The 24222-nt window shown below is 57.3% G+C and carries 28 protein-coding genes; 16 read left to right on the top strand and 12 right to left on the bottom strand.

Translation table 11 applies throughout. From position 1 onward, the window contains the following. Position 1: 1 nt before the first annotated feature. The 7 genes from PG881_RS03365 to hpt form a co-directional block, all read right to left on the bottom strand. A complete protein-coding gene (locus PG881_RS03365) occupies positions 2-424 on the bottom strand; it encodes a MauE/DoxX family redox-associated membrane protein (RefSeq protein ID WP_270798032.1) in 423 nt (140 codons plus the stop codon). Positions 425-486: 62 nt separating this feature from the next. Next, the gene (locus tag PG881_RS03360; RefSeq protein ID WP_270798031.1) at positions 487-747 is read right to left on the bottom strand and encodes a DUF3343 domain-containing protein; all 261 of its coding nucleotides are present in this window, start codon (positions 745-747) and stop codon (positions 487-489) included. Further along, positions 744-1526, bottom strand: a complete 783-nt coding sequence (locus tag PG881_RS03355) for an acyl-CoA dehydratase activase (protein ID WP_270798030.1) — start codon at positions 1524-1526, stop codon at positions 744-746. The genes PG881_RS03360 and PG881_RS03355 overlap by 4 nt, the downstream gene beginning before the upstream one ends. Positions 1527-1535: 9 nt before the next feature. Further along, positions 1536-2687 carry a double-cubane-cluster-containing anaerobic reductase gene (locus PG881_RS03350; protein ID WP_270798029.1) on the bottom strand — a complete coding sequence of 384 codons (1152 nt, stop codon included), beginning with the start codon at positions 2685-2687 and terminating at the stop codon, positions 1536-1538. Between the two features lie 234 nt (positions 2688-2921). Beyond that, a complete protein-coding gene (locus PG881_RS03345; protein WP_158196690.1) occupies positions 2922-3695 on the bottom strand; it encodes an ABC transporter permease in 774 nt (257 codons plus the stop codon). After that, positions 3692-4609, bottom strand: a complete 918-nt coding sequence (locus tag PG881_RS03340; RefSeq protein ID WP_270798028.1) for an ABC transporter ATP-binding protein — start codon at positions 4607-4609, stop codon at positions 3692-3694. Before PG881_RS03340 ends, PG881_RS03345 begins: the two co-directional genes overlap by 4 nt. A 111-nt stretch (positions 4610-4720) precedes the next feature. Further along, positions 4721-5251 (bottom strand): hypoxanthine phosphoribosyltransferase, encoded by a 531-nt coding sequence (gene hpt, locus PG881_RS03335; protein ID WP_011707288.1) that lies wholly within the window; start codon positions 5249-5251, stop codon positions 4721-4723. 200 nt (positions 5252-5451) lie between these two features. Between hpt and PG881_RS03330 the strand changes: the two genes are divergently transcribed. Next, the gene (locus tag PG881_RS03330; protein WP_011707289.1) at positions 5452-6066 is read left to right on the top strand and encodes a TetR/AcrR family transcriptional regulator; all 615 of its coding nucleotides are present in this window, start codon (positions 5452-5454) and stop codon (positions 6064-6066) included. A 74-nt stretch (positions 6067-6140) separates the two neighbouring features. Here PG881_RS03330 and PG881_RS03325 read toward each other — a convergent pair whose 3' ends face one another. Together PG881_RS03325 and mpl are read right to left on the bottom strand one after the other, a co-directional pair. Continuing rightward, on the bottom strand, positions 6141-6752 hold the full coding sequence (locus PG881_RS03325; protein ID WP_041218363.1) for a flavin prenyltransferase UbiX: 612 nt from the start codon (positions 6750-6752) through the stop codon (positions 6141-6143). After that, entirely contained in the window at positions 6749-8119 is a 1371-nt protein-coding gene (mpl, locus tag PG881_RS03320) for a UDP-N-acetylmuramate:L-alanyl-gamma-D-glutamyl-meso-diaminopimelate ligase (RefSeq protein WP_270798027.1), read from the bottom strand. Before mpl ends, PG881_RS03325 begins: the two co-directional genes overlap by 4 nt. Before the next feature lie 178 nt (positions 8120-8297). Between mpl and ppa the strand changes: the two genes are divergently transcribed. Further along, positions 8298-8828 carry an inorganic diphosphatase gene (ppa, locus tag PG881_RS03315; protein WP_011707292.1) on the top strand — a complete coding sequence of 177 codons (531 nt, stop codon included), beginning with the start codon at positions 8298-8300 and terminating at the stop codon, positions 8826-8828. A gap of 25 nt (positions 8829-8853) precedes the next feature. Here the strand turns inward: ppa and PG881_RS03310 are convergent, their stop codons facing one another. Next, entirely contained in the window at positions 8854-9216 is a 363-nt protein-coding gene (locus tag PG881_RS03310) for a hypothetical protein (protein WP_270798026.1), read from the bottom strand. 124 nt (positions 9217-9340) lie between these two features. On the opposite strand from PG881_RS03310, the gene PG881_RS03305 reads away from it, so the two are divergent. From PG881_RS03305 to PG881_RS03240, 14 genes are all read left to right on the top strand, one after another. Then, positions 9341-10219 carry a hypothetical protein gene (locus tag PG881_RS03305; protein ID WP_029302247.1) on the top strand — a complete coding sequence of 293 codons (879 nt, stop codon included), beginning with the start codon at positions 9341-9343 and terminating at the stop codon, positions 10217-10219. Positions 10220-10474: 255 nt separating this feature from the next. Next, positions 10475-11017: a YtfJ family protein gene (locus tag PG881_RS03300; protein WP_011707296.1), complete on the top strand. Its 543-nt coding sequence runs from the start codon at positions 10475-10477 to the stop codon at positions 11015-11017. Positions 11018-11061: 44 nt separating this feature from the next. Then, positions 11062-11352 (top strand): hypothetical protein, encoded by a 291-nt coding sequence (locus PG881_RS03295; protein ID WP_045789052.1) that lies wholly within the window; start codon positions 11062-11064, stop codon positions 11350-11352. 35 nt (positions 11353-11387) lie between these two features. Then, positions 11388-12020: a DUF2796 domain-containing protein gene (locus PG881_RS03290; RefSeq protein WP_270798025.1), complete on the top strand. Its 633-nt coding sequence runs from the start codon at positions 11388-11390 to the stop codon at positions 12018-12020. 4 nt (positions 12021-12024) lie between these two features. Then, positions 12025-12714: an ABC transporter ATP-binding protein gene (locus PG881_RS03285; RefSeq protein WP_270798024.1), complete on the top strand. Its 690-nt coding sequence runs from the start codon at positions 12025-12027 to the stop codon at positions 12712-12714. A gap of 76 nt (positions 12715-12790) precedes the next feature. After that, positions 12791-14038, top strand: coding sequence for an ABC transporter permease (locus PG881_RS03280; RefSeq protein ID WP_168755482.1), 1248 nt, complete (start codon positions 12791-12793; stop codon positions 14036-14038). A gap of 30 nt (positions 14039-14068) precedes the next feature. Then, entirely contained in the window at positions 14069-14548 is a 480-nt protein-coding gene (locus PG881_RS03275; protein ID WP_011707301.1) for a DUF3299 domain-containing protein, read from the top strand. Between the two features lie 139 nt (positions 14549-14687). Then, positions 14688-15554 carry a TIGR03899 family protein gene (locus PG881_RS03270; protein ID WP_043127439.1) on the top strand — a complete coding sequence of 289 codons (867 nt, stop codon included), beginning with the start codon at positions 14688-14690 and terminating at the stop codon, positions 15552-15554. Between the two features lie 997 nt (positions 15555-16551). Further along, a complete protein-coding gene (locus PG881_RS03265) occupies positions 16552-17199 on the top strand; it encodes a glutathione S-transferase family protein (RefSeq protein WP_270798023.1) in 648 nt (215 codons plus the stop codon). Positions 17200-17333: 134 nt separating this feature from the next. After that, on the top strand, positions 17334-17681 hold the full coding sequence (locus tag PG881_RS03260; protein WP_270798022.1) for a hypothetical protein: 348 nt from the start codon (positions 17334-17336) through the stop codon (positions 17679-17681). A gap of 54 nt (positions 17682-17735) precedes the next feature. Beyond that, on the top strand, positions 17736-18752 hold the full coding sequence (locus tag PG881_RS03255) for an alpha/beta hydrolase family protein (RefSeq protein WP_270798021.1): 1017 nt from the start codon (positions 17736-17738) through the stop codon (positions 18750-18752). 209 nt (positions 18753-18961) lie between these two features. Next, on the top strand, positions 18962-19333 hold the full coding sequence (locus PG881_RS03250) for a hypothetical protein (RefSeq protein WP_270798020.1): 372 nt from the start codon (positions 18962-18964) through the stop codon (positions 19331-19333). Between the two features lie 276 nt (positions 19334-19609). Continuing rightward, positions 19610-21007, top strand: a complete 1398-nt coding sequence (locus PG881_RS03245) for a KAP family P-loop NTPase fold protein (protein ID WP_270798019.1) — start codon at positions 19610-19612, stop codon at positions 21005-21007. Positions 21008-21157: 150 nt separating this feature from the next. Then, complete coding sequence (locus PG881_RS03240) at positions 21158-21589, top strand: hypothetical protein (RefSeq protein WP_270798018.1); 432 nt, start codon at positions 21158-21160, stop codon at positions 21587-21589. Positions 21590-21743: 154 nt separating this feature from the next. On the opposite strand, the gene cysC is transcribed toward PG881_RS03240, so the two are convergent. Further along, positions 21744-22337, bottom strand: a complete 594-nt coding sequence (gene cysC, locus PG881_RS03235) for an adenylyl-sulfate kinase (protein ID WP_270798017.1) — start codon at positions 22335-22337, stop codon at positions 21744-21746. Between the two features lie 158 nt (positions 22338-22495). Continuing rightward, entirely contained in the window at positions 22496-24220 is a 1725-nt protein-coding gene (locus PG881_RS03230; RefSeq protein ID WP_029304865.1) for an SLC13 family permease, read from the bottom strand. Between the last annotated feature and the right edge of the window lie 2 nt (positions 24221-24222).

The raw sequence follows: 24222 nt of genomic DNA, 5'->3' as shown, positions 1-24222 counted from the left end.
GTCACTGCTCCTTTGGAACGGTAAAAACGGGGCGGGAGTGGCGCAGCAAGGCGCCCGCAAGCGTCAACAGCAGCAGATCCCGCAAGAGGGCCTGTGGCAGCGAGCTGAGATCAGCCCTGCCAAGACAGCCGCAAGAGATGTCGAGCCCGATGGCGATGCCATAGCCCAACACCGGAATAAACAGGGCGAGCAGCCCGATCACCAGCCAGAGCCCCCAGCGCCGGTTGGCGATCACCACGAGCCCGGCGCAGAGCTCCAGCCCGACAAGCCCCCAGACGGCAAGGGGAATGAACGGCGACCAGAGCAGGCCGAAGGCGCCGATCTGCTCGGCGAACAGCTCCGGCGCCGCCAGCTTGAATCCGGCGGAGGCAACGAAAAATCCCCCCAGCGCCAGCCTGGTCAGCACCCGCAGATAAACGGCCATGGGGCAGCTCTTTATCATCCATGCCCCCCACTGCCAACTCCTCGAGCAGGCGTCACCATGCCCTAGTCGGCGGCCGGATAACGGGCCAGTTCGCAATACTCACCGTCTTCGTCACAACGAAAGACGGCGGCGGTTTCGCCGTGCTGGCACCACTGCTGCCACTCCTCGGGCGGGCAGTGCAGGCGGATGGCGAGGCCGCAGCCGGCGCTGAGCCGACGCGGTACGTCGCAGACCCGAAAGGCGTGGGGCTGCTGCTCCAGCCGCTTGCGCAGCCTGAGCGTACCGAGGGTGGAGTGGAACAGGTAGAGGAACTCTGCGTTCATGATTTGCCTCCCGTGCGGGCACGCGCACCGAACAGGGCCGCCCCCAGCGCGCCGGCAAACTGGGCGTCCGGGTGGGTGGCCACGTCGCAGCCCAATCCTTGCGCCAGATAGTGGCGGAAGGTGGCGCAGTGGCTGACGCCGCCAGTGAAGAGCACGGTCGGTCTGGCACCGAGGCGACCGATGAAGTTGGCACTGCGCCGGGCCATGGAGCGGACGATGCCGGCCAGGATCGACTCGGCCGGAATGCCCGCCGAGCGCAGGCTGATCGCCTCCGACTCGGCAAACACGGTGCACATGCTGCTGATGTCGTGGGGTTCGGCCCCTTGCAGCAACTCGTCGAGCTGTTCGACCCGCGCCCCCAGGGTGCGGGTGATCACCTCGAGAAAGCGGCCGGTACCGGCGGCACACTTGTCGTTCATCAGAAAGTCGGTGAGATTGCCCTCACCATCGAGCTGGATCACCTTGCTGTCCTGGCCGCCGATGTCGATGACGGTGTGTACCGACGGGCAGAGCAGGCGCGCCCCCAGCCCGTGGCAGGAGATCTCGGTAACCCGCCGATCGGCGAACGATGCCAGATCGCGGCCATAACCGGTCAGGGTCAGATGGGGGCGCTCTGGCAGCGCGGCCGAGAGCGTCTCCCAGCCTTGCTCGATGGCAGCCAGCGGACGAAAGGGGGTCGGTACCAGAAAGCGGCGGACGATGCGCCCGCCATCCTTGTGGTCGAACAGGATCCCCTTGGTCGCGGTGGAGCCCGAGTCAATCCCGATGGTGAGTAACACGGCGCCTCCTCACAGCATTTCGATAAAGGCCGCCAGCCGAGTGGCCAGCTGTCCCTTGTCGGCGCTGGAGTAGTCGGTCTCCACCGCCATGTAGGGAATGCCGTGGCGTTCTCGTACGTGGCGCTTGATGGCCAGCGACTCCACCGCATAGGTGTGACAGGCCTGCAGGATCACGTCGATCACCCCGTCCGCCTGATACTCCTCCACCATCTGGCTCAGCAGATTCATGCGCTGATGGTTGGGGGAGATGCAGGAGCAGCCGATGGCCAGATACTTGTCGGTCAGCGCATCGAACAAGTCGCCCTCCTCGCTGACGCATTGCTCGGTCGCCTTGGCGCCGGTGCAGTTCTCGTAGCCTACCACCCAGCCGCCGTGCTCCTCGATGAGGCGCACCACCTTGTCAGCGGCGCCGCCGATGGGGCAGCCGGTGATGAGGATGCGCGGGCGGGCATCGAGCCGTTTGCCGTCGGCATAGTCGACCTTGATGTGGCGGGTCATCTCCTGCAGCTCGCTGATGAGCTGCTCCTTGTCGAAGCGGAAGGTGGCGCCATAGACCACCTTGAGGATGTCGGTGCCGCTCAGCGCCGGCGGGTTGAGCTGGCCCAGCCGGTAGAAGTCCGCCAGCGCGCGGCGCTCGCGGTTCTTCAGCACGATGGCGTCGCGCAGCGCCTGCTCGCTGATGGGGTTGCCGAACTGCTGCTCCAGCAGCTCCTTGAAGCGGACGATCTCGCTGCGCCACAGGGTACGGGAGGCCTCGTCATCGGCGCGGTTGGGCAACTGCATCACGTGCACCGGTTTGAACTCGGCCATGTACTCGTACATCTTCTTCTTGCCGTCGCAGGTGGTTTCCCCCACCACCAGATCGGAGAAGTAGAAGTAGGGGCACTTGTCGGTCTTGCCAAAACCGTAGCTGCTTTTGATCAGCGGGCAGAGGTTGCGGGGCAAGTCTTTCTCGGCCTCCTCGATGGTCTCGTCGCTGGTGGAGCAGAGTGACACCACCACCGCGCCGGCGGCCATCGCCACCTCCTGTGGCATGAAGGTGCAGTAAGTGCCGACCAGGGGGATCTGTCGCTCCTTGAGTGCCATCACGGTCAGAAAGCCCTGACGGCGGGCATCTGAAAAACTGTCGAAAATGGCTGGCAACTCGGTGATCAGTGACATAGGCGATCCTGCCCTGGTGAGAAAAAGAAGAGACGGAGGGCCTCCATTGTGCAGACCTTCCAACCGCGGGAATTATACCTTTGGGGGTAATCTGAAAATTGCGGTGGATCACAAGGTGCCGGATAAAACCTTGATAAGAGGGCGGTTATTGACCCTGTTCGAGAGGGGGCCAGTACAGGGGAGGGAAAAGAGGCGACAAAAAAACGGGCACCTCAGGGTGCCCGTTGCATTCTATCAGTGGCGCAGCCCGGTGCCGCGCGAGATGAGCCACCAGGCCAGGCCGTAGAGGGCCACGATGAAGCCGATGATGATGAGGTAGGCGGTGCCGAGCGGCACGTCGGAGATGCCGAGGAAGCCGTAACGGAACGCATTCACCATGTAGATGATCGGGTTCACCTGGGAGACTCCCTGCCAGAAGGGTGGCAGCAGGCTGATGGAGTAGAACACCCCGCCGAGATAGGTGAGCGGCGTCAGCACGAAAGTGGGGATGATGCTGATGTCGTCGAAGGTCTTGGCAAACACCGCGTTGATGAGGCCGCCCAGCGAGAAGAGGATGGCGGTCAGCAGCACGGTGAAGCAGACGCTGAACAGGTGGTGGATCTGCAGCGGCACGAAGAACAGCGACACCAGGGTGACGATGAGGCCGACGCAGAGGCCGCGCGCCACGCCACCGCCCACGTAGCCAGCGATGATGACGTAGTTGGGCACCGGCGCCACCAGCAGCTCCTCCACGTTGCGCTGGAACTTGGCGCTGAAGAAGGAGGAGGCGACGTTGGAGTAGGAGTTGGTGATCACCGACATCATGATGAGGCCGGGCACGATGAACTCCATGTAGGTGAAGCCCCCCATGTCACCGATGCGGCCGCCGATGAGGTTGCCGAAGATGACGAAGTAGAGGCTCATGGTGATGGCGGGCGGCACCAGGGTCTGGATCCAGATCCGGGTGAAGCGGCTGATCTCCTTGGCCAGAATGCTCTTGAAGGCGATGTAGTAAGTGGTCAGGTTCATGCTTTTCTCCCCTCCTCGACCAGGGTGACGAACAGCTCTTCCAGCCGGTTGGCCTTGTTGCGCATGCTCAATACCTGCACCTGCTGGCTAGACAGCTGCTCGAACAGGCTGTTGAGAGACTGGCTCTTGTCCAGATCCACCTCCAGGGTGCGCTCGTCCTGCATGCGACCGTTGAACTCGGGCACGTTCGGCACGGCGGAGTCCGGCGCCAGATCCAGCATGAAGGTCTCGCGGCCCAGCTTGCCCAGCAGATTCTTCATGCTGGTGTTCTCGATCAGGCGGCCCTTGTCGATGATGCCGATGTTGCGGCACAGCATCTCGGCCTCTTCCAGATAGTGGGTGGTGAGGATGATGGTGACGCCCTGCTCGTTGAGATCCTTGAGGAAACTCCACATGGAGCGGCGGATCTCGATGTCCACCCCGGCGGTCGGTTCGTCGAGGATCAACAGCCTGGGTTCGTGCATCAGGGCGCGGGCGATCATCAGCCGGCGCTTCATGCCACCGGACAGAGTACGGGCCGGCATGTCGCGCTTGTCCCACAGGTCGAGCTGGCGCAGATATTTCTCGGCGCGGATCTTGGCCTCGGCCCGCGGCACGCCATAGAAGCCGGCCTGATGGGTGACTATCTGGATCACCTTCTCGAACTGGCTGAAGTTGAACTCCTGCGGCACCAGCCCGAGCTGGGCCTTGGCCTCTTCCAGGTGAGTATCAATGTCGTAGCCGAACACCTTCACCTTGCCGGCGCTCTTGTTCACCAGCGAGCTGATGATGCCGATGGTGGTGGACTTGCCCGCCCCGTTGGGGCCGAGCAGCGCGAAGAAATCCCCCTGCTTGACGGTAAGATCGATGCCTTTAAGGGCTTCGACGCCCCCCTGATAGGTCTTTTTCAGGCCGCTGATTTCCAGTGCGTTCATTGCAACCCCTGTGATGGCGCATCCCATCTCGAGACAGAAAAGGCGGCCAAGGCCGCCTGCAGACAGAAAATGGCGCTCTGCCACCTCGCCCGTGATATTCCTGAACCTTGCTTACTCTTGCGGTACTACCTTGCCGATGAACTTCAGATTGCGGTACTTCTGGGCATAGTCGATGCCACAGCCCACCACGAATTCATCGGGAATGGAGAAACCGATCCAGTCTACCGGCACCTGCACTTCGCGGCGGGACGGCTTGTCCAGCAGGGTGCAGATGGCCAGGGATTTCGGCTCGCGCAGAGAGAGGATCTCGCGCACCTTGTTGAGGGTGTAGCCGGTATCGATGATGTCTTCGACGATCACCACGTCCTTCCCTTTGATGTCGTCATCCAGATCTTTGAGGATGCGCACGTCACGGGTGCTGTGCATGCCGGAGCCATAGCTGGAGGCGGTCATAAAATCCAGGGTGATGGGCAGCTGGGTCTGGCGGCACAGGTCGGCCAGGAAGATGCAGGAACCACGCAGCAGGCCGATCATGACCACTTCGTCAGAGCCCTGATAACGGGCGGTGATCTCTTCACCCAATTTGGCGATCCGGGCGGCGACTTCAGCCTCGGAGATCATCACCTCGACAGTGTGTTTCATCACTTACTCCATAATGGCCAAAGCGAATTTGGCCGTTCATTAACGTCAAAACCGATGATTCTACCATTCAAGCCGAAGGGCGTCAGGCATACGTGATGCTTTTATCGGCTTATTTTAATTGATAGAGTTAGCAGGCCCTCGGGCATTATCGGTGACAATACTATAAACACCATAATCAATAACTATTAGATGAAAAAACTATGGAACCACGCGCAGAAATAAGACGTCGAACCCGGCTTTCGCCGGAAGCCCGACGCAATCAATTGATGGAATGTGCCATCGAGGTGTTCTCCCGTCGCGGCATTGGCCGTGCGGGTCACGCCGAAATCGCAGAACAGGCCAAGGTCTCGGTTGCTACCGTGTTCAACTATTTCAACACCCGTGAAGAGCTGGTGGATGAAGTGTTGGCCGAGATCGAACGTTTCGTGCATCAGATGCTGGAACAGGCCTACACCGGCCAGGGCCCGGTCAGCGACAGCATTCGCCGCCACGTGAAGCTGTTTGTCGACGCCGCCTACGATCAGCCTGACCACGCCAGCATCTGGCTGGAGTGGAGCTCATCGGTGCGGGAAGAGGTCTGGCCCCGTTACGCCAAGCTGCTGGACAAGGCACTGGAGCGCATTGCACCCCACCTGCAACGCGCCATGGATGCCGGCGAGATCCAGAGCGTGCTGTCCGCCCAGGACCTGGCCCGCTCCCTGACCGGTTTTGGTTACGTCATGATGCAGATGATCAATCAGCCACAACGCCCTGACCGGGAAGAAGTGACCGATTTTCTGTTCAAGTACGTGACGGCCCCGATCCAGGCAGCCTAACCCGCTCCGTCAAAATAAAGCGGCGCCGAACTGTTCAGGTCGGCGCCGCTTTTGTTTGTCCGCAATCTCCCATCTCACCCTTTGGCGTAGCCCCAGCGGCGGGTCAGATCGTGCTCGATCCCCAGATGGTCGAGGATCCTCGCCACCATGAAGTCCACCAGATCCGCGATGCTCTTTGGCTCATGATAGAAGCCCGGCGCCGCCGGCATGATGGTCACCCCGAGCCGTGCCAGTTTCAGCATGTTCTCCAGGTGGATCGCCGAGAAGGGGCTCTCGCGAGGTACCAGAATGAGCTGGCCGCGCTCCTTGATCACCACGTCCGCCGCCCGCTCCAGCAGATTGTCGGAAGTGCCGTTGGCAATGGCCGAGACGGTGCCCATGGAGCAGGGACAGACCACCATCTGCCTGGGCGCTGCCGAACCGGAGGCGACCGGCGAGAACCACTCCTCCTTGCCACAGGCCACTATCTGCCCCTCGCGGGCGCCATATTGACGACAGAGATAGGCAGAGAGCTCTTTGGGCGAGCCGGGCCACTCCTGCTGCTGCTCGGTCTTGAGCACCACACGAGCCGCCGAGGAGGCGAGCAGGTAGACCCGATAATCCGCCTGCACCAGGCATTCCAGCAAGCGCAGGGCATAAGGGGCGCCGGAGGCGCCGGTCAGCGCCAGGGTGATCGCTTTGTTCATAGCTGGCCGTGATAGTCCTTGAGGCGGGCGATCAGCTTGTCATGAATGCCGCCGAAGCCACCGTTGCTCATGATCAGAATATGATCGCCATCGCGGCACTCGGCCACCAGCCGGTTGATCAGAGTCTCCAGATCGTTGAACACCTTGGCCGGTCGGGTCATGTGGGTGGTCACCTCGCCAAGATCCCAGCCGATGTTGGGCGGCTGGAAGAAGAACACCTCGTCGGCGCCATCGAAGCAGCCGGCCAGCTCCTCCTTGTGGACCCCCAGCTTCATGGTGTTGGAGCGGGGCTCCAGCACCGCCAGGATACGGGCCTTGCCCACCTTGGCGCGCAGGCCGCCGAGGGTAGTCTCGATGGCGGTGGGGTGGTGGGCGAAGTCGTCATAGACGCTGATGCCGGCTACCTCGCCTTTGAGCTCCATCCGCCGCTTGGGGGACTTGAACTGGCAGAGCGCCGCAATGCCGTGCTCCACCATCACGCCGGCATGGCGGGCAGCGGCGATGGCCATCAGGCCGTTGTTGACGTTGTGCTCGCCGATGCACTCCCAGTGCACCTCGCCCTGCTTCACGCCGTCCAGCCACACCTCGAAGGCGGAGCCGTCGTCGGCCAGTTTGACCGCCTTCCACTGGGCGTCGTCCTGACCCACCAGCTCCACTTCGCTCCAGCAGCCCATCTTGCGCACGGCAGCCAGGTTCTCGTCCCCCTTGGGGAAGAGCACCCGGCCATTGCTCGGCACGGTGCGCATCAGGTGGTGGAACTGGCGCTGGATGGCGGCGAGATCCGGGAAGATATCCGCGTGGTCGAACTCCAGGTTGTTCATCACCAGAGTGCGCGGGTGGTAGTGGACGAACTTAGAGCGCTTGTCGAAGAAGGCGCAGTCATACTCGTCCGCCTCAATGACGAAGAAGGGGGCGGAGCCGAGACGGGCGGAAACCGGGAAATTGCCGGGCACACCGCCGATGAGAAAGCCGGGCTCCAGCTTGGCGTATTCGAGCACCCAGGCCAGCATGCTGGCGGTGGTGGTCTTGCCGTGGGTACCGGCGACGGCCAGTACCCAGCGATCCTGCAGCACGTGCTCCAGCAGCCACTGGGGGCCGGAGATGTAGGGCAGATTGCGGTCCAGCACATACTCCACACAGGGGTTGCCGCGGCTCATGGCATTGCCGACTACCACCAGATCCGGCGCCGGATCGAGCTGGGAAGAGTCATAACCTTCGGTCAGTTCGATGCCCTGTTGCTCGAGCTGAGTACTCATGGGGGGATAGACGTTGGCATCCGAACCGGTCACCCGGTAACCAAGCTGTTTTGCCAACACCGCCAGACCACCCATGAAGGTGCCGCAGATCCCGAGGATGTGAATGTGCATACCGCTGCCTTTTCCAGTAAAGGGAGTGCGCATTCTAGCAAGGTGACGGCAATTTGGCAGACCCAAGCTGTGCGGTATCCACCAACTCTGTCGCAGTGGCCCTGAAATATGGTCATTTGACGCGACATCGCTATAATATCGGCCTGCAAACTTGACTCCAACACTCAAAGGAAACGTCATGAGCCTGAACCTGGTCCCGGCTGGCAAGAGCCTGCCCGACGACATCTACGTCATCATCGAAATCCCGCAGAATGCCGACCCGATCAAATACGAAGTCGACAAGGACAGCGGTGCCATCTTCGTCGATCGCTTCATGTCTACCCCGATGTTCTACCCGTGCAACTACGGTTACGTGAACGCCACCCTGTCTCTGGATGGTGATCCGGTCGACGTGCTGGTGCCGACTCCCTACCCGCTGCTGGCCGGCTCCGTCATTCGCTGCCGCCCGGTTGGCGTGCTGAAGATGACCGACGAATCCGGTGAAGATGCCAAGATCGTGGCCGTTCCGCACTCCAAGCTGACCAAGCAGTACGATCACATCAAGGATGTGAACGATCTGCCCGAGCTGCTGCGCGCCCAGATCCAGCACTTCTTCGAGCGCTACAAAGAGCTGGAAGCAGGCAAGTGGGTCAAGGTTGAAGGCTGGGGCGACAAGGCCGCTGCCGAAGCCGAGATCATCAGCTCTGCCGAGCGTTACGCTGCCAAGTAAGCGTATCTATCGTGAAAAAGGCGCCTCAAGGCGCCTTTTTTATGGGCTGTTGCGGGCGCTGACCCGGCGTCACACCGGCAGGATCCCCCTGGATATAGATGTCGCGCCCATCCTGTCGATAGGATCGGTAGTAGTCTCCCCCGCAGCGATAGCTGCCATCCTGATCGCTCATCAGCTCGCAGTTCACCGGCAGCACCTCCAGCCACTTGATGGCCTGCTGGAAACGCAGCCACTCCTGCCATTCATGTTCCCGCGCCAGCTTGTCCCGCAGGGCAAAGGTATCCGCGCTGGACATCCCCTGATTGACGATGACCGGCCCCGCCGCGACCGGCAAGGTGGCCAACAGCAGCAACAACGGTGTGATTCGCTTCATGACGGTTTCCTGCATGACTTATTTCCAGAATTAAATTAAAAGCCCGATCAATCTGTTATCAAAATCACAAATGCCAGACTCATCCAAAATCGGCCAGCTCACCTAGTTGTTTATTATCACCCCGAGCAGGATGCACATCATGAAACTGGCACAAGGTCTGTTGTTGAGTCTAGTGTTCGCGTCCATGGCCGGGGCCAACGAGGTCACCCTGAGCTGGCAGTGGCAATCGGCCGACGGCCAGCAGAAGCATTTGCTACTGAACACGGATGAGCGGGTCATCTCCGCCAGCCGCCACGAGATGAGCCTGCTCGATGCCTCCCTCAACTATCCGCTGGAGACCCTCTACTCCTACATCAGTCCGCGGCTCTACAACAGCATCAACCTGATCAATCAGACCAGCCCCGAGACCGCCACCAAGTTTCGCAATCTGGAGCAGGCCTTCACCCTGCACGACGACAGCATGGAGTCGACCCTGTTCTGGCAGGCCTATCAGCAATATCAGGACGATGCCTTCTATCAGATGCGGGTGGTGCCCTGCGTCCATCCCGCCAATCGCAAGCTGCCCTGCGTGCGTCCCAACTATTCGCAGTTGTTCTACCAGTTCAAGGGCGACCTGAGGCCCCTGGCGAAACAGTTCCTGGCCAAGGATCTGGCCACCAGCGTCGGCCTGCTGCAGGAGTGGCTGAGCGGCATTCCTACCCCGCCCGAGCAGATGGACCACTTCGCGCCGCCGCTGCAAGCCTTGCAGAGCAACAAGGCTGACAGCGACGAGAAGGCGCTGCTGATGGCCAGCCTGCTGGCCGAGCTGGCCCCCCAGTACATGCTCAGCATCATCTACCCGAACATCAGCATCGGCAGCGTCTCGCCGGCCTGGCTCGCCATTACTGCCGACAGCGGCCTGAAAGGGGATACCGTGGTGATCGGCAACCAGCGCCACGTTCTGCTGACCGGCTCACCCCTGCTGGCCCAGCAGATGACCATGGCCAAGATTCCGCTGGTGAGCGAACCGCTCTACTGAGCCCCCCCTCACCTCCTGTCTGGCTGCAGGCCGCAGCCAGACTCCTCAAACCAGTTGATAAGCAATTGATTTTTATCGACTGCGTGCCATTCTAGCCGCCTTTGCCAGCCAGACCCCGCGCAGGCGGGCAGGCAAGCGGGCCAATCACACGTTTATTTAACACTTCTTAAACAGATCCGATCAGTTTAGGATGAGTACTGCCCCATTCCCTCAATGCAAAAATCGTTATAACATAACAAAAGGAGTGTCATCAGGATGAAACATCTCGTACTTACTCTGGCGCTGCTGCCAACCTTGGCCCTGGCTCACAACATCAAGGAGTCGGCCCAGGTGCCGCTGGTCAACATCAGCGACAAGGGTGAACTGGTTCTGAAAGAGAAAGAGATCAGCTATCAGCCCTGGCAAAGCAAGGTGCTGGCCGGCAAGGTCTTTCTGATCCAGCACATCGCCGGTCGTTCCAGTGCCAAGGAGCTCAACGCCCCTATGATCGAAGCGATCAAGGCGGCCAAGCTGCCCCACGACAAGTACCAGACCGTCACCATCATCAACAGCAATGACGCCATCTGGGGCACCTCCGGCTTTGTTAAGAGCAGTGCCGAGGACAGCAAGAAGGAATTCCCCTGGTCCGCCATGGTGCTGGATGCCAAGGGCATGGCCCGCAACGCCTGGGATCTGGCGCCGGAAAGCTCGGCCATCATCCTGCTGGACAAAGAGGGCAAGGTGCTGTTTGCCAAAGATGGCCAGCTCGATGCCAACAATATCGCTACCGTGATGGGGCTCATCAAGTCCCATCTCTAAGTCAGAAAGAAGGGGCGCTGATGGCGCCCCTTTGATAGGGGTCTATGGGTCGTACCAAGCTGAAAATCTGGTTGCTGCTGCTGGGCTGGTTGTGGTTGCAACCGGTGCTGGCACAACATCCGCTGGAAGCCGACCTGCCCGGCCACAACCACGCCTGCGTCCTCTGCGCCCTGCATCTGGATGGCAAGCTGGCACTCACCCCAACCCTGGTCATCCCGTCTTCACAAGTGGTCATCGGCAAGCTCGTTGATGCCGCCTTGCCCAAACCTCATGTCACCCCGTCAGGCCAGTGCCGCATTCGCGCGCCGCCACTGCTTCATCGCTTATCCGGCTAAATCCATTTTTCAATAAATTTTTCAAAGGATTAACGATGAAAGCAGTCACCCTGTTACTGGCGGCCGCCGCGTTTGGCGTGCAGGCAAACCACGATGAACACGACAGTCACGGCCACGGTGCCCACGAGCACGGCCACGGTCACCTCAATCTGGTACTCGATGGCAACCAGCTGATGATCGAGCTGCAGGCTCCCGCCGCCGATCTGGTGGGCTTCGAGCATGCCGCCAAGAGCGACGAGGAGAAGGCGCAATACGCCAAGGCCATGGCTCAACTCAAGCAACCCGATGCCCTGTTTCGCTTCGACCCGGCCGCCGGCTGCAAGCTGACCCAGCAAGAGCTGCAGGCCGCCAAAGAAGAGCACGATCATGACCATGACCATGACCATGACCATGACCATGACCATGACCATGACCATGACCATGACCATGACCATGACCACCAGAAGTCTGACGGCAAACACGACGAACACCAGCACGACGATGCCGGTCACGCCGACATGGGCGCCATGTACACCTACACCTGCGCTACCCCGGCCAAGCTGACCGGGCTGGAGGCCACCCTGTTCAGCGTCTATCCGAGCCTGGAGAAGCTGAGCGTGCAGGGCATCCTGCCCAGCGGCCAGACTGCTGCCGAGCTGACCCCCTCCGCCAACAAACTGAGCTGGTAACGCCATGAAAAACGCCGTGGTTGAGATCCGCGATCTGGCCTTTGCCTGGCCGGGTCACGAGGTTGTACTCGATCTGCCCGCCCTCACCATCAGCGAGGGAGAGCGGGTGTTCATCAAGGGACCGTCCGGTTCGGGCAAGTCGACCCTGCTCGGCCTGCTGGCCGGGATCCAGACCGCCAACCACGGCACCCTGGAGGTGCTGGGCCAGCCGCTGGCCAGGCTCTCTGGCCGTGCCCGCGACCACTTCCGGGCGGCCAATCTGGGTTACATCTTCCAGCAGTTCAACCTGCTGCCGTTTTTATCCGTGCAGGACAACGTCACCAGCGCCCTCACCTTCTCCCCCGAGAAGCGGGCCCGGCTGCAGGGCAGCCCGGCCGACGAGGCACGCCGCCTGCTACGGGAATTGCAACTGCCCGAGGAGGCGCTACACAGGCCCGTCCATGCCCTCAGCATCGGCCAGCAGCAACGGGTGGCCGCCGCCCGCGCGCTGATCGGCTCACCACCGCTGGTGATCGCCGACGAACCCACCTCGGCCCTCGATACCGACAACCGGGCCGCCTTCATCAAGCTGTTGTTCGAGGAGTGCGACAAGCAGGGTTCGACCCTGGTCTTCGTCAGCCACGATCCCTACCTCGAACCGTTCTTTCCGCGGGTGGAAAACCTGCAACACCTGAACAGGAGGGCATCATGCTGAGCACCGTTCAACACTGCATCTCCCTGATGAATGCCATTCGCACCCACGCGGTACGACCACAAAACCGGAGGGCATCATGCTGAAACTCGCCCTGCAAAGCCTCTGGGCCCGTCGCCTCACCGCCGGGCTCACCCTGCTGGCCGTCGCCATCAGCGTCACCCTGCTGCTCGGGGTGGAGCGAGTGCGCAACCAGGCGCGCGAGAGCTTCGCCAATACGGTGTCGGGCACGGATCTCATCGTCGGCGCCCGCTCCGGCCAGGTGAACCTGCTGCTCTACTCGGTGTTTCGCATCGGCAATCCCACCAACAACGTGGGCTGGGATGCCTATCAGGCCATCAAGAACCAGCGCGGCATCGCCTGGACCATCCCGCTTTCCCTTGGCGACTCCCACAAGGGGTTTCGCGTGCTTGGCACCAATGGCGACTACTTCACCCACCTGAAGTACGGCCAGCAGCAGGCGCTGGAGCTGCGTGAAGGGCGAGCGTTCGACACACCGTTCGAGGCGGTGCTCGGCGCCCAGGTGGCCGAGAAGCTCGGCTACAAGCTGGATCAGTCCATCGTCATCGCCCACGGCGCCGGCAACACCTCGTTCAGCCAGCACGACAACCTGCCATTCAAGGTGGTGGGGATCCTGGCACCGACCGGTACCCCCATCGATCGCACCATCCACGTGCCGCTGGCCGGCATCGAGGCGATCCACCTGGGCTGGGACACCGGCCGTCACAGCAAGAACGTGACTGCCGAGCAGGCGCTGGCGCAGGATCTCACCCCCAAGACCATCACCGCCTTCATGGTGGGGCTCAGCAACCGGATATTGGCGTTCCAGCTGCAGCGCAGCGTCAACACCTACCGGGGCGAGCCGCTGATGGCGATCCTGCCGGGGGCCGCCCTGCAGGAGCTGTGGAGCCTGATGAGCGTGGCGGAGACGGCGCTGTCGGTGATCGCCGGCTTCGTGGTAGTGGCGGGCCTCATCGGCATGCTGACCACCCTGCTGGCCGGCCTCAACGAGCGGCGCCGGGAGCTTGCCATCTTGCGCTCTCTCGGCGCCGGCCCCGCCCACCTGTTCCTGCTGCTGGCACTGGAGGCGATGGCCCTCACCACCGCCGGCATCGCGCTCGGGGTGGCGGTGCTCTACCTGGGGCAGGGGCTTGCCACCCCCTGGCTGCTCAGCCACTATGGCCTGCAATTGAGCCTGGGGCTGCCGAGCGCCCACGAGTGGCTGCTGCTGGGGCTGGTCTGGCTGGCCGGCATGGTGATCGGCCTGTTGCCCGCGGCCCGCGCTTATCGCTACAGCCTGAGCGATGGCATGAGCATTCGCGTCTAGCCAGACGCCCATAAAAAACGAGAAGGACAGATGATGAAGTGGAAAATTGTGGCGCTGCTGGCCGCCCTGCTGGCGCTGCCGGCCATGGCCGTGGAGTACAAGACCATCGACTGGGATGTGCTCATTCCCGCCGGTGAAAAACTGCTGCCGCCCCCCCAGGTGAGCCACGACGGCAACCTTGCCTCGGTGCCGCAGCCGGTGGGCGGGGTCAACCAGAAGCTGGACAACCAAGAGGTGCGCATCCCGGGCTTCGTGGTGCCGCTGGAGGGGGATGCCAAGAAGATCACCGCCTTCCTGCTGGTGCCCTACTTCGGCGCCTGCATCCATGTGCCGCCTCCGCCCACCAACCAGGTGGTCTACGTGAGCTACCCCAAGGGGGCGCCGGTGGACGACCTGTGGGATGCCATCTGGGTGAAGGGCAAGATGCGCACGGTCAGCTCCAGCCACGAGATGGCCACCGCCTCCTACTCCATGGAGGCGGTCGAGGTGAGCGTCTACGAAGAGCAGTAACCAGGCACACACGGCCTCCCGCGGGAGGCCGTTTTGTTATCCGCGACGACCGGATCCCGACCAGCCCCTGCCTGAGGGATTGCCCGCCATCCCGGTTGGAGTAACATTCAAGGCTAGACCTTGCGATCACGGAGCCAGCATGGCTGACCTGCCCCCGCCCAAGAAAGAGAGTTCCATCCTGAGCAGCCAGGAGCAGACCCTGCGCCTGGCCCGCAGCCGCGGTATCGACGGCATGCTCACCCGCAACAGCGACAGCACCTTCGAGCAGCGCGCCACCTTTCGCCAGCTGGCGGATCAGGCCGCCCGCCAGCGCAACCTGGAAGCCATCATGGTGATGGCCTCCCGCCACTGCGAGGAGACGGCCGCCGGCGGCGAGATGGACAGCGACTGGCTGACCCGCTTCCTGCAACTGGCGGAAGACATCAGCATGGTGCCGATGCAGCAGCTGTGGGGCCGCATCTTCGCCATCGAGATCGCCACCCCGGGCCGCTTCTCCATCCGCGCGCTCTCCACCCTCAAGGAGATGACCCAGCGCGAGGCCCAGCTGTTCCAGCGCATCTGCTCCCTCTCCTGCCACTACGTGGGCAGCGACGAGCAGCGGCTGCTGCTGGGGCTGCACAAGGGGGCCAGCCTGCTCAGCCGGGCCCGGGTGACCCGGCTCGGCCTTGGCAAGTACCGCATCCCCTACAACGCCCTGCTGCAGCTGTTCGAACTCGGCCTGCTGCACCGGGGCGAGCTGGAGTCCGGCCCGCTGCCCGCCGACGGGGTAGAGCTGGAGTTCGGCGATCAGCGCTGGCGGCTGCAGCGCAAGCAGGCCAACATCACCCTGCTCTACTACCGGCTGACCCCGGTCGGCAACGAGCTCGCCCAGTTGCTGCAGGAGCCGCCGCTGGAGGAGTACCTGCAGGACCTGAAAACCGTGCTGGTGCAGGGACTGCAGATAGAGACCATGATGCTGACCCCGTCCGCCGGGCCTGAGCCTGCCCCGGCCGACCCAGCCCCCTGATCCCCTGGAGCCCGTCCCCCGGGCTCCGTCGTTTCGCACACCGCCACAGCATCTTGCGAAATAGTGGCCTGCCGTTGCCAAAACAGTTCCTGAAATGCAAATACCGTCAGCTCTGACACCTCATGCCACAGGCTGCCCCAGGTCAATGCCGTGACAAGAAGCGTGTGACAAGCTCACCGAGGATCTGGCCCGCCCCTTGCTATCGTCTATTTGCAGGCAGGCAATGAGCGGCAATGGTCAACCAAGCTCCCCCGCTCGCCCGCCGGATCCAGTCACCGGACGGTGCCTGCCAGCTGGACTTGCAGAACGTGCGCTAACAACAAAAAAGATGGGCCCGCCGTCGTCACCGACAGCGGGCTCATTTATCTCGGGTGGGGCATGCAGAGTTGACCGAATGGAAACGCCCATACCATCACAGACCCAGCCTTGATGCCCTCGCCCTAGTATCTGTGCTGCGCCTCGCTCAACAGCGTGACAGCCCCGCAGTTCATTCCCCCGCCCAAATGTGCAGCGAGCACTGAGCAAACAAGGTCGCGGAGGTCCTTACATCGCCCGACCACCGCCCCATGGCCGCTCAATTTATTGATCTTGCCCGAGAAATCACCCACTCCCCCTTCCCTAAAAGGCTCCGTTCGGTAACATGGCCAGCAGATCCCCTCTTGTCGGAGTCAGCCATGTACCAGACCAGAGCCACACCACAGGGAAAGGAGCAGCAGACTGGAGGCTGAAATTCAGGGGCGGTAGCCTTGCCTATGATTTCCACGGCCGACTCTCTTACTGTTTCTTTATTCGGTGGTAATTGAGGTGCTAAAAGAGGACGTAAAGTGAAGGCATTAAGCCTCAAAGATGTAAGGTTAAGCTATTTATTCAAAACATCATTTTCATTCTTGGCATTAAGGCCGGGTAGTATTATATGTAAGGCGGTTATAACGTGTTAGTACCGTCTTACATCTCACCACCATTATGAGCATTTATATTTCACGGACAGGAACCAATTTTGTTAAAACTTTACTATTATCCGAACAATGCGAGTTTAGCTCCCCATTTTTTACTTCATCATGTGCAAGCAGATTATGAGTTGTTGTTAGTCGATAAAAAGTCTAATGCTCAGAAATTAGCTAATTATTTGAAGTTAAATCCAGCAGGTCGTATTCCAACATTGGTCGTTGACGGACAGGCCATTTTCGAAAGCCCTGCAATTTGTATCCACATTTGTGAATTGCATCCTGAATACGAATTAATCCCTCTTATTGGCGATCCGAAAAGGCCATTGTTTTTTCAATGGCTGTCATTCCTAAATAATACACTCCAAGCCGAATTGATGGTTCGCTACTATCCGCATAAACATACAACTGATGAAGTTTCAATACCTTGCGTGATAGCTGCACAGGATGAGCGTATAGCGGAAGCTTTATCTATCATCAATGACCAGCTAGAAAACAATGAGTATTTGTTGGGTGATAAATTTTCAGCATGTGATTACTTTCTATTTATGCTTGCAGGATGGTCCCTGCCAATCAAACGGTCACCAATGACCTTTAATCACTTAGCGCTGTACTTACAGCGTCTCAGCGACAATCCAACGGTAAAAGCAGTTTGTGAGCTTGAAGAAGTAAACCTGACTCCCTTTGAGTCACACTCATAACCAACGCCTCAAGAGGAACTGTCAACGCGTGACGATTCCAACCATGACCACAGCGGCTATCGTTGTTGCTACTGCGTTTAGCTGTCGTGCGTTACCGGCCCCTTGGTGCGCATTAAAAATCACAAGGACGTGTCATGATAAAATCATATGTTGGAGCCATATTTTTACTTAGTTCAAGTGTCTTAGCCAATCCATATAAAAGTGAATGTGTTGATGTTTCGATTCAAGTACAAGAAGGTAAAGAAACTTTTCAACTAACCTGTCAACCCAAGCTCACCATAGGGGAATTGCCAAAAAACTGGGTCGATGTTTGCAATGATATTGGCAAGAAGATTTTGGATTTAGCTGTCGAAAGTGGAGTAAAAGTAGAACCCGTTGATAAAGCATTTGGTTTGGCTGGTGATTTTGTTCAAAAGGCGTCTAGTGACTTACCAGAAAATGTTATCCCCACAAAAATTATCAGCCGAGAGTTTGGTGGTTGATGGCTTATAACAAGGTGCCGTTGTCGACCCCAGCCAGGCTGGGGTGATTTACCAATGAATAAAGGCTTCAGCAGCCATTGGGAAGCCTATCTTTTCTCATCACCCTTAGGGGATACAATGCAAATCCGGGTAGTGTCTTTTATTTTGCTCTTGTTGACATTCACCAGTAATGCTGAAGATATCACCACTCGCACAGCCAGCAGGGGTGATGGCCCGCCTATCTCCTATTATCTGGTCCAACATGCCCATGACGCAGATACACTGCTACTGATTCTGCAAGGCTCTGATTGCAACAGTGTGCTTAACATTGATTCGATACTTTCCGACTATAAAAATGTTTGGCCAGAAGCTGATGTTCTGCTGATCGAAAAGTATGGCATTGATAGCAATTTAAAATACAGTACCGATCCGGTACGCAAGGATTGCCCTGTTCAATATCTTGAAAAGGATAGCCCTGCGCAGCGAGTCGCGGATATCAAGGTGGTACTCGATACCGTTCGAAAAAATGGGCAATACAAGACATTTATCCTCTTGGGCGGCAGCGAAGGGGCCGTTATCGCCAACTTGGTGACCACGGAGATTGACTCTATCGATGCCACCATCGCCTTTAATGGCGGTGGGCGCTGGTTTATCGATGACGTCTCACACAGCATCGCTGCAGAGCATAAAAATCTCGATGCGGCGAGAAAAGAGATCGACGGCTTTAAAGGGTTTGCCGAACATGTTCTTAACAACAAACCCTTTGAACTTGACGTCAGCGGGCATGGCTATCATTGGTGGCAGCAGATGCTCTCCATCGATCAGCTGGATACCCTTAAAAAAGTAAAGTCTCCTTTGCTGATCGTCCAGGGTGGAATGGATACTTCGGTATCACCACAGAAAACAGATGAATTGTTGCAGCGCCTTAAAGACCTAGGCAAAAACAATATTGAATATCGGCGTTACGAAAAACTTGATCATGGATTGAAGGACAGTGACGGTAAAAGCCTGCGCAAAGAGGTCGTCGGCGATATGAACATGTGGTTAATGTCGAAGCTAGGCAATCCACCCAATAGTTCCTGCGGCAACTGATTGAAGCTGGGTAGGCTGGTAAATGTCCTATTTATACCGTGATAACAGTTTATTATTTTACTCTCGCCGGAGTCAGCTATGAGTCACACCACAGAGAAAATGTAGCAAACTGGAGGCTGAAAATTCAGAGGGGGTAACGCGGTTTTGCCGATTGGCACAGAGCGTAGCAAAACCCAACATACAAGTTCTTCAGCGTTAAAGGGGAAAATATGGATGTAATTAAGGCTTTAGAAATCATCTCAGCATTGTCAGAAGGCGTTAATCCAGAAACAGGTGAAGAGTTATCACACGAAAGCAGTTTTAACCAACCACAAGTTATTCGAGCTTTATTTGTTGCAAAGCAGAGTCTCGAAGCATCAATTTCTTCTCAAAAGCGTAAATCTGATTTACCAGAAAATGCAGGTAAGCCATGGAGGCCAGATGAAGATGAAATGCTGGCAAATAACTTTGATTCAGGATTGCGTATTGATGAATTATCAAAAATACATAAAAGAACAAAAGGTTCCATTGCTTCCAGGTTAGTTCGTTTAGGTAAAATAGAAGAGCGTTCCGATGTTTATACTGGAAGTCAGGTGCGGTAGCGTGGTTTTTGTCGGTTGGTGCCGAGTGCAACTAAGCCCAACAGACGAACATAACTACCTCAACCAGAGCGGGATAAACATGGATTGGGTCGATCGGTAAAACAATTTTTCTAATACGCTTTGCGGTAAACTTTGAGATTCACTACGTTCAGCACCAATCTACGATTTTTAGCCCAACATACGAGATGGGCATTCTCAATACCCGTTCCTTTTTATAGTGAAACTGATGCATGCCTCATACGTGTCCCAATTTAGTTATAAGTACTAGGTGGTATGATGATACTTAAAGCACAAGATGTTGAGATTATCGCAGGCAATCCTTTTGCCAATGACAAACTCGACCGTAAAGAAAGCGCAGAAATTCTGACTGAATTTGTACTGTCGTCAAAAGAGCCAATGGTTATTTGCATTGATGCCCCATGGGGACAAGGTAAGACAACATTTTTACGAATGTGGGAGCAGCACCTAAAAGATAATGATATACCAACTCTTTATTTTAATGCTTGGGAAAATGATTTTACAGATGATGCTTTTGTGTCTCTAATTGGTGAAATAGGTTTGCTCATGGCAAATCTTGACACCTCCCAAAATGAAGGAAAAGCAAGAGAATATTATGAGAAAGCAAAACAAGTAGGATTAGGTCTTGTTAAGCGATCTATCCCTATTGCGGCTAAATTGGCCACAGCTGGAATCCTTGATTTAGATAAAATGACAGAACAAGCGCTGAGTTCTTTCGCTGAATCAGTTGCAAAGGATCAAATTGAAAAATATGAACGAGCCAAGAAGACACTCGGCGTATTTAGACAACACCTTTCAGAATTTGCAGAAAGTATATCAATTGAAGAAAATAAATCACTAGTATTTATTATTGATGAACTCGATAGATGTCACCCCACATACTCCATTGAAATACTTGAAAAAGCCAAGCATTTTTTCAATGTATCCAATATTATCTTTGTTTTAGGTGCGGACAAGGAACAGTTAGGCCATTCAATCAAAGCCGTTTATGGGATAGATATCAATGTAAATGGGTATTTAAGACGTTTTATTGACTTTGATTATCTTTTGCCATCCCCAGAAAAAGGCAAGTTTGTTAATTCATTATTTTCCCAGTATGCATTCAGAGATTACTTCTCAACAAAAAAATCAGAAAATACACGATATGAAGGAGAGCAGGCTCTAGAGATATTTACTGAGCTATTTGATATATACCAATTAACTCTGCGTGAGCAGACTCATTGCTGCTCATTATTAAGTCTATCGATACGAACAACTCCATCAAATTATAAGCTATTCCCATTGTTTTTAGGCCTACTTATAGTTTTAAAAGTGAAACAGCCTGAAGTATATAAACGATTTATATCTGGTTCTCTTTCTCCTATTCAACTCGTCGAACATGTCAAGGCTGCAGACAAAAAAGGGACTTTATTTGAAAGTAACTATGGCATGGCTTTAGAGGCATACATTATCGCTAGTAATTCAAATCACTTCGTTAGTGAAGAAATAAAGGCACCTTACATCAAGATACGCGACACTGAAAGTTCATTAGAAACCGAAAAGCGTCGAGCTGCCCGCATCCTCAATATACTAGATTTTTTTGATAGGGATGGTGGCATTGGTTCTTTAGGCTATCTTGTTAATAAAATAGAGATTGCTTCACGTTTTAGTACGTAAACATTGCCCATGAAACATCTGAATATCAATGCAAAATCGTTTGGTATTTTTACTATGCATTGCACTTAGTATTTAAGTGCCATTTGCAATGGCATTGATATGCCACTACCTATTGGTTTACCGTCAAAAAAACATTGAAGGAATAGTACGATGAGGTTCTTGTTCTTTATATTATCAGCGTTTGTTATTATTTCTTGTGCATCCGCACCTAAAAGTGCCTATGAGAGCGGCTGGAATAATGACATTAGCAACAATATATACAAAGAATGTGCACCTGTATGGTTAGAAAAAGACGTTTTTGTACCACAAAACTTAAACCGACTAGTACAACTAAAGCTACTAAGTGATAATGATGCTGGCAGAGTCAAAGTCGCAGATTTAAGGACTGGTGACTCGGAATGCCTAATCTACGCAACATACGGCCTAAACCGCAGCAAAGTGAAATTTGTAATAAACAAAGAAAAACAACTAATTAGTAAAACCGTTACCTATTCATGCAAAAACAGTCAAGTTAAATGCCCTGGTGAAGAAATAAAAATCATCGATGGGAAGATAAGCACTATCAAAGAACTACCTAATTAATGACATGATTCTTGTCAGATTAAAAGATACATTCTTCAATAGACACTCCCTCCTTTATGCATGGAGGCTATGACGACAGTCATATAATTGAAAAGCAATAAACAAGGGGGCAAACGCCCCCTCCGATGTTTATGTTTGGTATCGACAATTTACCTCAGTCGATAAGCCCCCGCAGCCTTAGCGCAGCCAGCAACTCCTCCACCAGCACTTCCACCGGCTTGCCGGCGTTGAGCAGATGGATTTCCGGCTGCTCCGGCGCCTCGTAGGCGGAGTCGATACCGGTGAAGTTGCGAATTTCCCCGGCTCGCGCCTTCTTGTAGAGCCCCTTGGGGTCGCGCTCTTCACACACGCTAAGGGGCGCATCCACAAACACCTCGACAAACTCCCCTTCACCCACGAGATTGCGCACCAGCGCACGCTCGGCACGAAACGGCGAGATAAAAGCGGTGAGTACGATCAGGCCCGCATCCACCATGAGTTTTGCCACCTCGCCAACCCGGCGGATGTTCTCCTGGCGGGCGGCGTCATCGAAGCCCAGATCGCCACAGAGGCCGTGGCGCACATTGTCCCCATCCAGCAGATAGGTGTGCTTGCCTTGCGCGGCCAGCGCCTGCTCCAGTGCTCCCGCCAGAGTGGATTTACCCGCCCCGGAGAGCCCGGTGAACCAGATCACCAGCGGCTTCTGTCCCTTCTGCTCGGCCCGGCTCCGTTTGTCGACGGCATGGGCATGCCACACGATATTGCTCATCCAAAACTCCTTGCTTGGCGCTCACGCCTCAATGCTGAAACGGTCTGGCTCCCTGGAGCTCAGCCTCCGGCCACTCGCCACTGACGGGGGCCATGGTCGTCGTGTATGTATATTCCCTGCAAAGCATCCTAACCCCTGCAGGACACGGGCTGTGCGCCTTAAAACGGAAACAGCAGGGGCACCATGACGATCACCCCGAGGCTGTAGGCCAGGGAGACCGGCAGGGCTAATTTAAGGTAATCCGGCATCTTGTAGTTGCCCGCCGCATAGACCATCAGATTGGTCTGGTAGCCGTAGGGCAGGATAAAGCTGGAGCTCGCCCCGAACAGCACCGCCAGAATGAACGGCATGGTGGAGACATCCATGCTGAGCGCCAGCTGATAACCCATGGGGAAGGCCAGCGCCGCAGCCGCGTTGTTGCTCATCAGCTCGGTCAGCACCAGGGTAAACAGGTAGATGCCGATAAAGGCGATCAAGGGGCTAGCCCCGTTGAACTCCCCCATCAGCCAGTCGGCGATGACCCGGGCCAGCCCGCTTTTTTCCAGCTGATCGGCGATGGCGAGTGCCCCGCCCACCACCAGCCAGATATCCAGCGGAAAACGGCGGCGGATCTCGTCCAGGGTCAGGATGCGGGAGAACAGCAGTACCACCAGCATCACCAGCAGCCCCTTGAACAGCGGCACCAGATCGAACACCGACAGCGCCAACACCCCGAGAAAACCGCCCACCACGGCGGCGCTGCGCGTGGCATCGAGCCGGGTGGAGGCCTCCAGCCCGCTCACCACCACGAACTCGCGGGAGAGGGACTTGTTGCCCGCAAACTTGGGGCCGGGCGCCAGCAGCAAGGTGTCCCCTGCGTGCAGTTCAATCTGGCCGAGGCCGCCGGTGAGCTGGGTCTCGCCCCGGCGCACCGCCAGCACCACCGCATCGAAGTGGGTGCGAAACTCCGCATCCTTGATGGTCTGGCCCACCAGGCGCGAGCTGTGGCTGACGATCACCTCCACCAGGTGCTGGCCGTTGAGCCGGTGCTGGCCGTAGAGATCCAACCCCTTGAGCTCCTGCAGCACGCCGACGCTCTCCACGTCGCCGCAAAACAGCAGCATGTCCCCCTCGTGCAGCTCGTGTTCCGGCTGAACCGGGCAGATCACCTGGTTGCCGCGGATGATCTCGGCCAGATAGAGGCTTTTCAGGCTGCGCAGGCCGTTCTCCTTGACGCTGCGACCGGCCATGGGCGAGCCGGGGCCCACCTTGGCCTCGAGAAAGTAGCCGGATTCGCGGCTCATCTCGGTGTCCTGCTCCGGCAGGTGGCGGGCAAACAGCAGCACGGCGACCAGGCCGGTCAGCAGGGTTCCCGCCCCCACCATGAAGAAGTCGAACATGCCGAGCGGCTTGGCCCCCATCTTGATGAGGAAGCTGTTGACGATAAGGTTGGTGGAGGTGCCGATCAGGGTCAGCACGCCGCCAAAGGTCGCCGCGAAGCACATGGGCAGCAGCAGCCGCGATGGCGCATGGTTGGGATTGCGTTTGACCGCCCCCAGCATGGAGGCCACCACGGCGGTGTTGTTGACGAAGGCCGACAGGAAGGCGGTGGAGAACCACACCTTGACCAGCACCTTGTTGAAGGAGCCGGTGCCCACCAGGTTGGCGAACCAGCTCATGACCCGGGTCTTTTCCACCGCCAAGGAGACCAGCAGCAACAGCACCAGGGTCAGCAGGGCGCTGTTGGTGTAGCCCGCCACCACGGCGTTGATGTCCGCCAGGCCGCTCAGATAGGTGATGAGCACGGCACCCGAGAAGAGCAGCGCCGGCCGGAGTTTGCCCTGGATCAGCAGGGCGACGAGGGCAGCCAGCAGACCCAGCACCAGGGATTGTTGCCAGGTCATGG

The organism is Aeromonas sp. QDB54 (assembly GCF_027707385.1).
Classification (GTDB): Bacteria; Pseudomonadota; Gammaproteobacteria; order Enterobacterales; family Aeromonadaceae; genus Aeromonas; species Aeromonas hydrophila.
Note: the sequence above shows the minus strand (reverse complement) of the source record. Positions and strands in the feature narration are given on the sequence as shown.

Excerpts from the sequence above, each read along its gene's own strand:
- PG881_RS03365 (WP_270798032.1), bottom strand. The coding sequence starts at position 424 with ATGGCCGTTTATCTGCGGGTGCTGACCAGGCTGGCGCTGGGGGGATTT.
- PG881_RS03360 (WP_270798031.1), bottom strand. The coding sequence starts at position 747 with ATGAACGCAGAGTTCCTCTACCTGTTCCACTCCACCCTCGGTACGCTC.
- PG881_RS03350 (WP_270798029.1), bottom strand. The coding sequence starts at position 2,687 with ATGTCACTGATCACCGAGTTGCCAGCCATTTTCGACAGTTTTTCAGAT.
- PG881_RS03345 (WP_158196690.1), bottom strand. The coding sequence starts at position 3,695 with ATGAACCTGACCACTTACTACATCGCCTTCAAGAGCATTCTGGCCAAG.
- PG881_RS03340 (WP_270798028.1), bottom strand. The coding sequence starts at position 4,609 with ATGAACGCACTGGAAATCAGCGGCCTGAAAAAGACCTATCAGGGGGGC.
- hpt (WP_011707288.1), bottom strand. The coding sequence starts at position 5,251 with ATGAAACACACTGTCGAGGTGATGATCTCCGAGGCTGAAGTCGCCGCC.
- PG881_RS03330 (WP_011707289.1), top strand. The coding sequence starts at position 5,452 with ATGGAACCACGCGCAGAAATAAGACGTCGAACCCGGCTTTCGCCGGAA.
- PG881_RS03325 (WP_041218363.1), bottom strand. The coding sequence starts at position 6,752 with ATGAACAAAGCGATCACCCTGGCGCTGACCGGCGCCTCCGGCGCCCCT.
- mpl (WP_270798027.1), bottom strand. The coding sequence starts at position 8,119 with ATGCACATTCACATCCTCGGGATCTGCGGCACCTTCATGGGTGGTCTG.
- ppa (WP_011707292.1), top strand. The coding sequence starts at position 8,298 with ATGAGCCTGAACCTGGTCCCGGCTGGCAAGAGCCTGCCCGACGACATC.
- PG881_RS03310 (WP_270798026.1), bottom strand. The coding sequence starts at position 9,216 with ATGCAGGAAACCGTCATGAAGCGAATCACACCGTTGTTGCTGCTGTTG.
- PG881_RS03305 (WP_029302247.1), top strand. The coding sequence starts at position 9,341 with ATGAAACTGGCACAAGGTCTGTTGTTGAGTCTAGTGTTCGCGTCCATG.
- PG881_RS03300 (WP_011707296.1), top strand. The coding sequence starts at position 10,475 with ATGAAACATCTCGTACTTACTCTGGCGCTGCTGCCAACCTTGGCCCTG.
- PG881_RS03295 (WP_045789052.1), top strand. The coding sequence starts at position 11,062 with ATGGGTCGTACCAAGCTGAAAATCTGGTTGCTGCTGCTGGGCTGGTTG.
- PG881_RS03290 (WP_270798025.1), top strand. The coding sequence starts at position 11,388 with ATGAAAGCAGTCACCCTGTTACTGGCGGCCGCCGCGTTTGGCGTGCAG.
- PG881_RS03285 (WP_270798024.1), top strand. The coding sequence starts at position 12,025 with ATGAAAAACGCCGTGGTTGAGATCCGCGATCTGGCCTTTGCCTGGCCG.
- PG881_RS03280 (WP_168755482.1), top strand. The coding sequence starts at position 12,791 with ATGCTGAAACTCGCCCTGCAAAGCCTCTGGGCCCGTCGCCTCACCGCC.
- PG881_RS03275 (WP_011707301.1), top strand. The coding sequence starts at position 14,069 with ATGATGAAGTGGAAAATTGTGGCGCTGCTGGCCGCCCTGCTGGCGCTG.
- PG881_RS03270 (WP_043127439.1), top strand. The coding sequence starts at position 14,688 with ATGGCTGACCTGCCCCCGCCCAAGAAAGAGAGTTCCATCCTGAGCAGC.
- PG881_RS03260 (WP_270798022.1), top strand. The coding sequence starts at position 17,334 with ATGATAAAATCATATGTTGGAGCCATATTTTTACTTAGTTCAAGTGTC.
- PG881_RS03255 (WP_270798021.1), top strand. The coding sequence starts at position 17,736 with ATGAATAAAGGCTTCAGCAGCCATTGGGAAGCCTATCTTTTCTCATCA.
- PG881_RS03250 (WP_270798020.1), top strand. The coding sequence starts at position 18,962 with ATGGATGTAATTAAGGCTTTAGAAATCATCTCAGCATTGTCAGAAGGC.
- PG881_RS03245 (WP_270798019.1), top strand. The coding sequence starts at position 19,610 with ATGATACTTAAAGCACAAGATGTTGAGATTATCGCAGGCAATCCTTTT.
- PG881_RS03240 (WP_270798018.1), top strand. The coding sequence starts at position 21,158 with ATGAGGTTCTTGTTCTTTATATTATCAGCGTTTGTTATTATTTCTTGT.
- cysC (WP_270798017.1), bottom strand. The coding sequence starts at position 22,337 with ATGAGCAATATCGTGTGGCATGCCCATGCCGTCGACAAACGGAGCCGG.
- PG881_RS03230 (WP_029304865.1), bottom strand. The coding sequence starts at position 24,220 with ATGACCTGGCAACAATCCCTGGTGCTGGGTCTGCTGGCTGCCCTCGTC.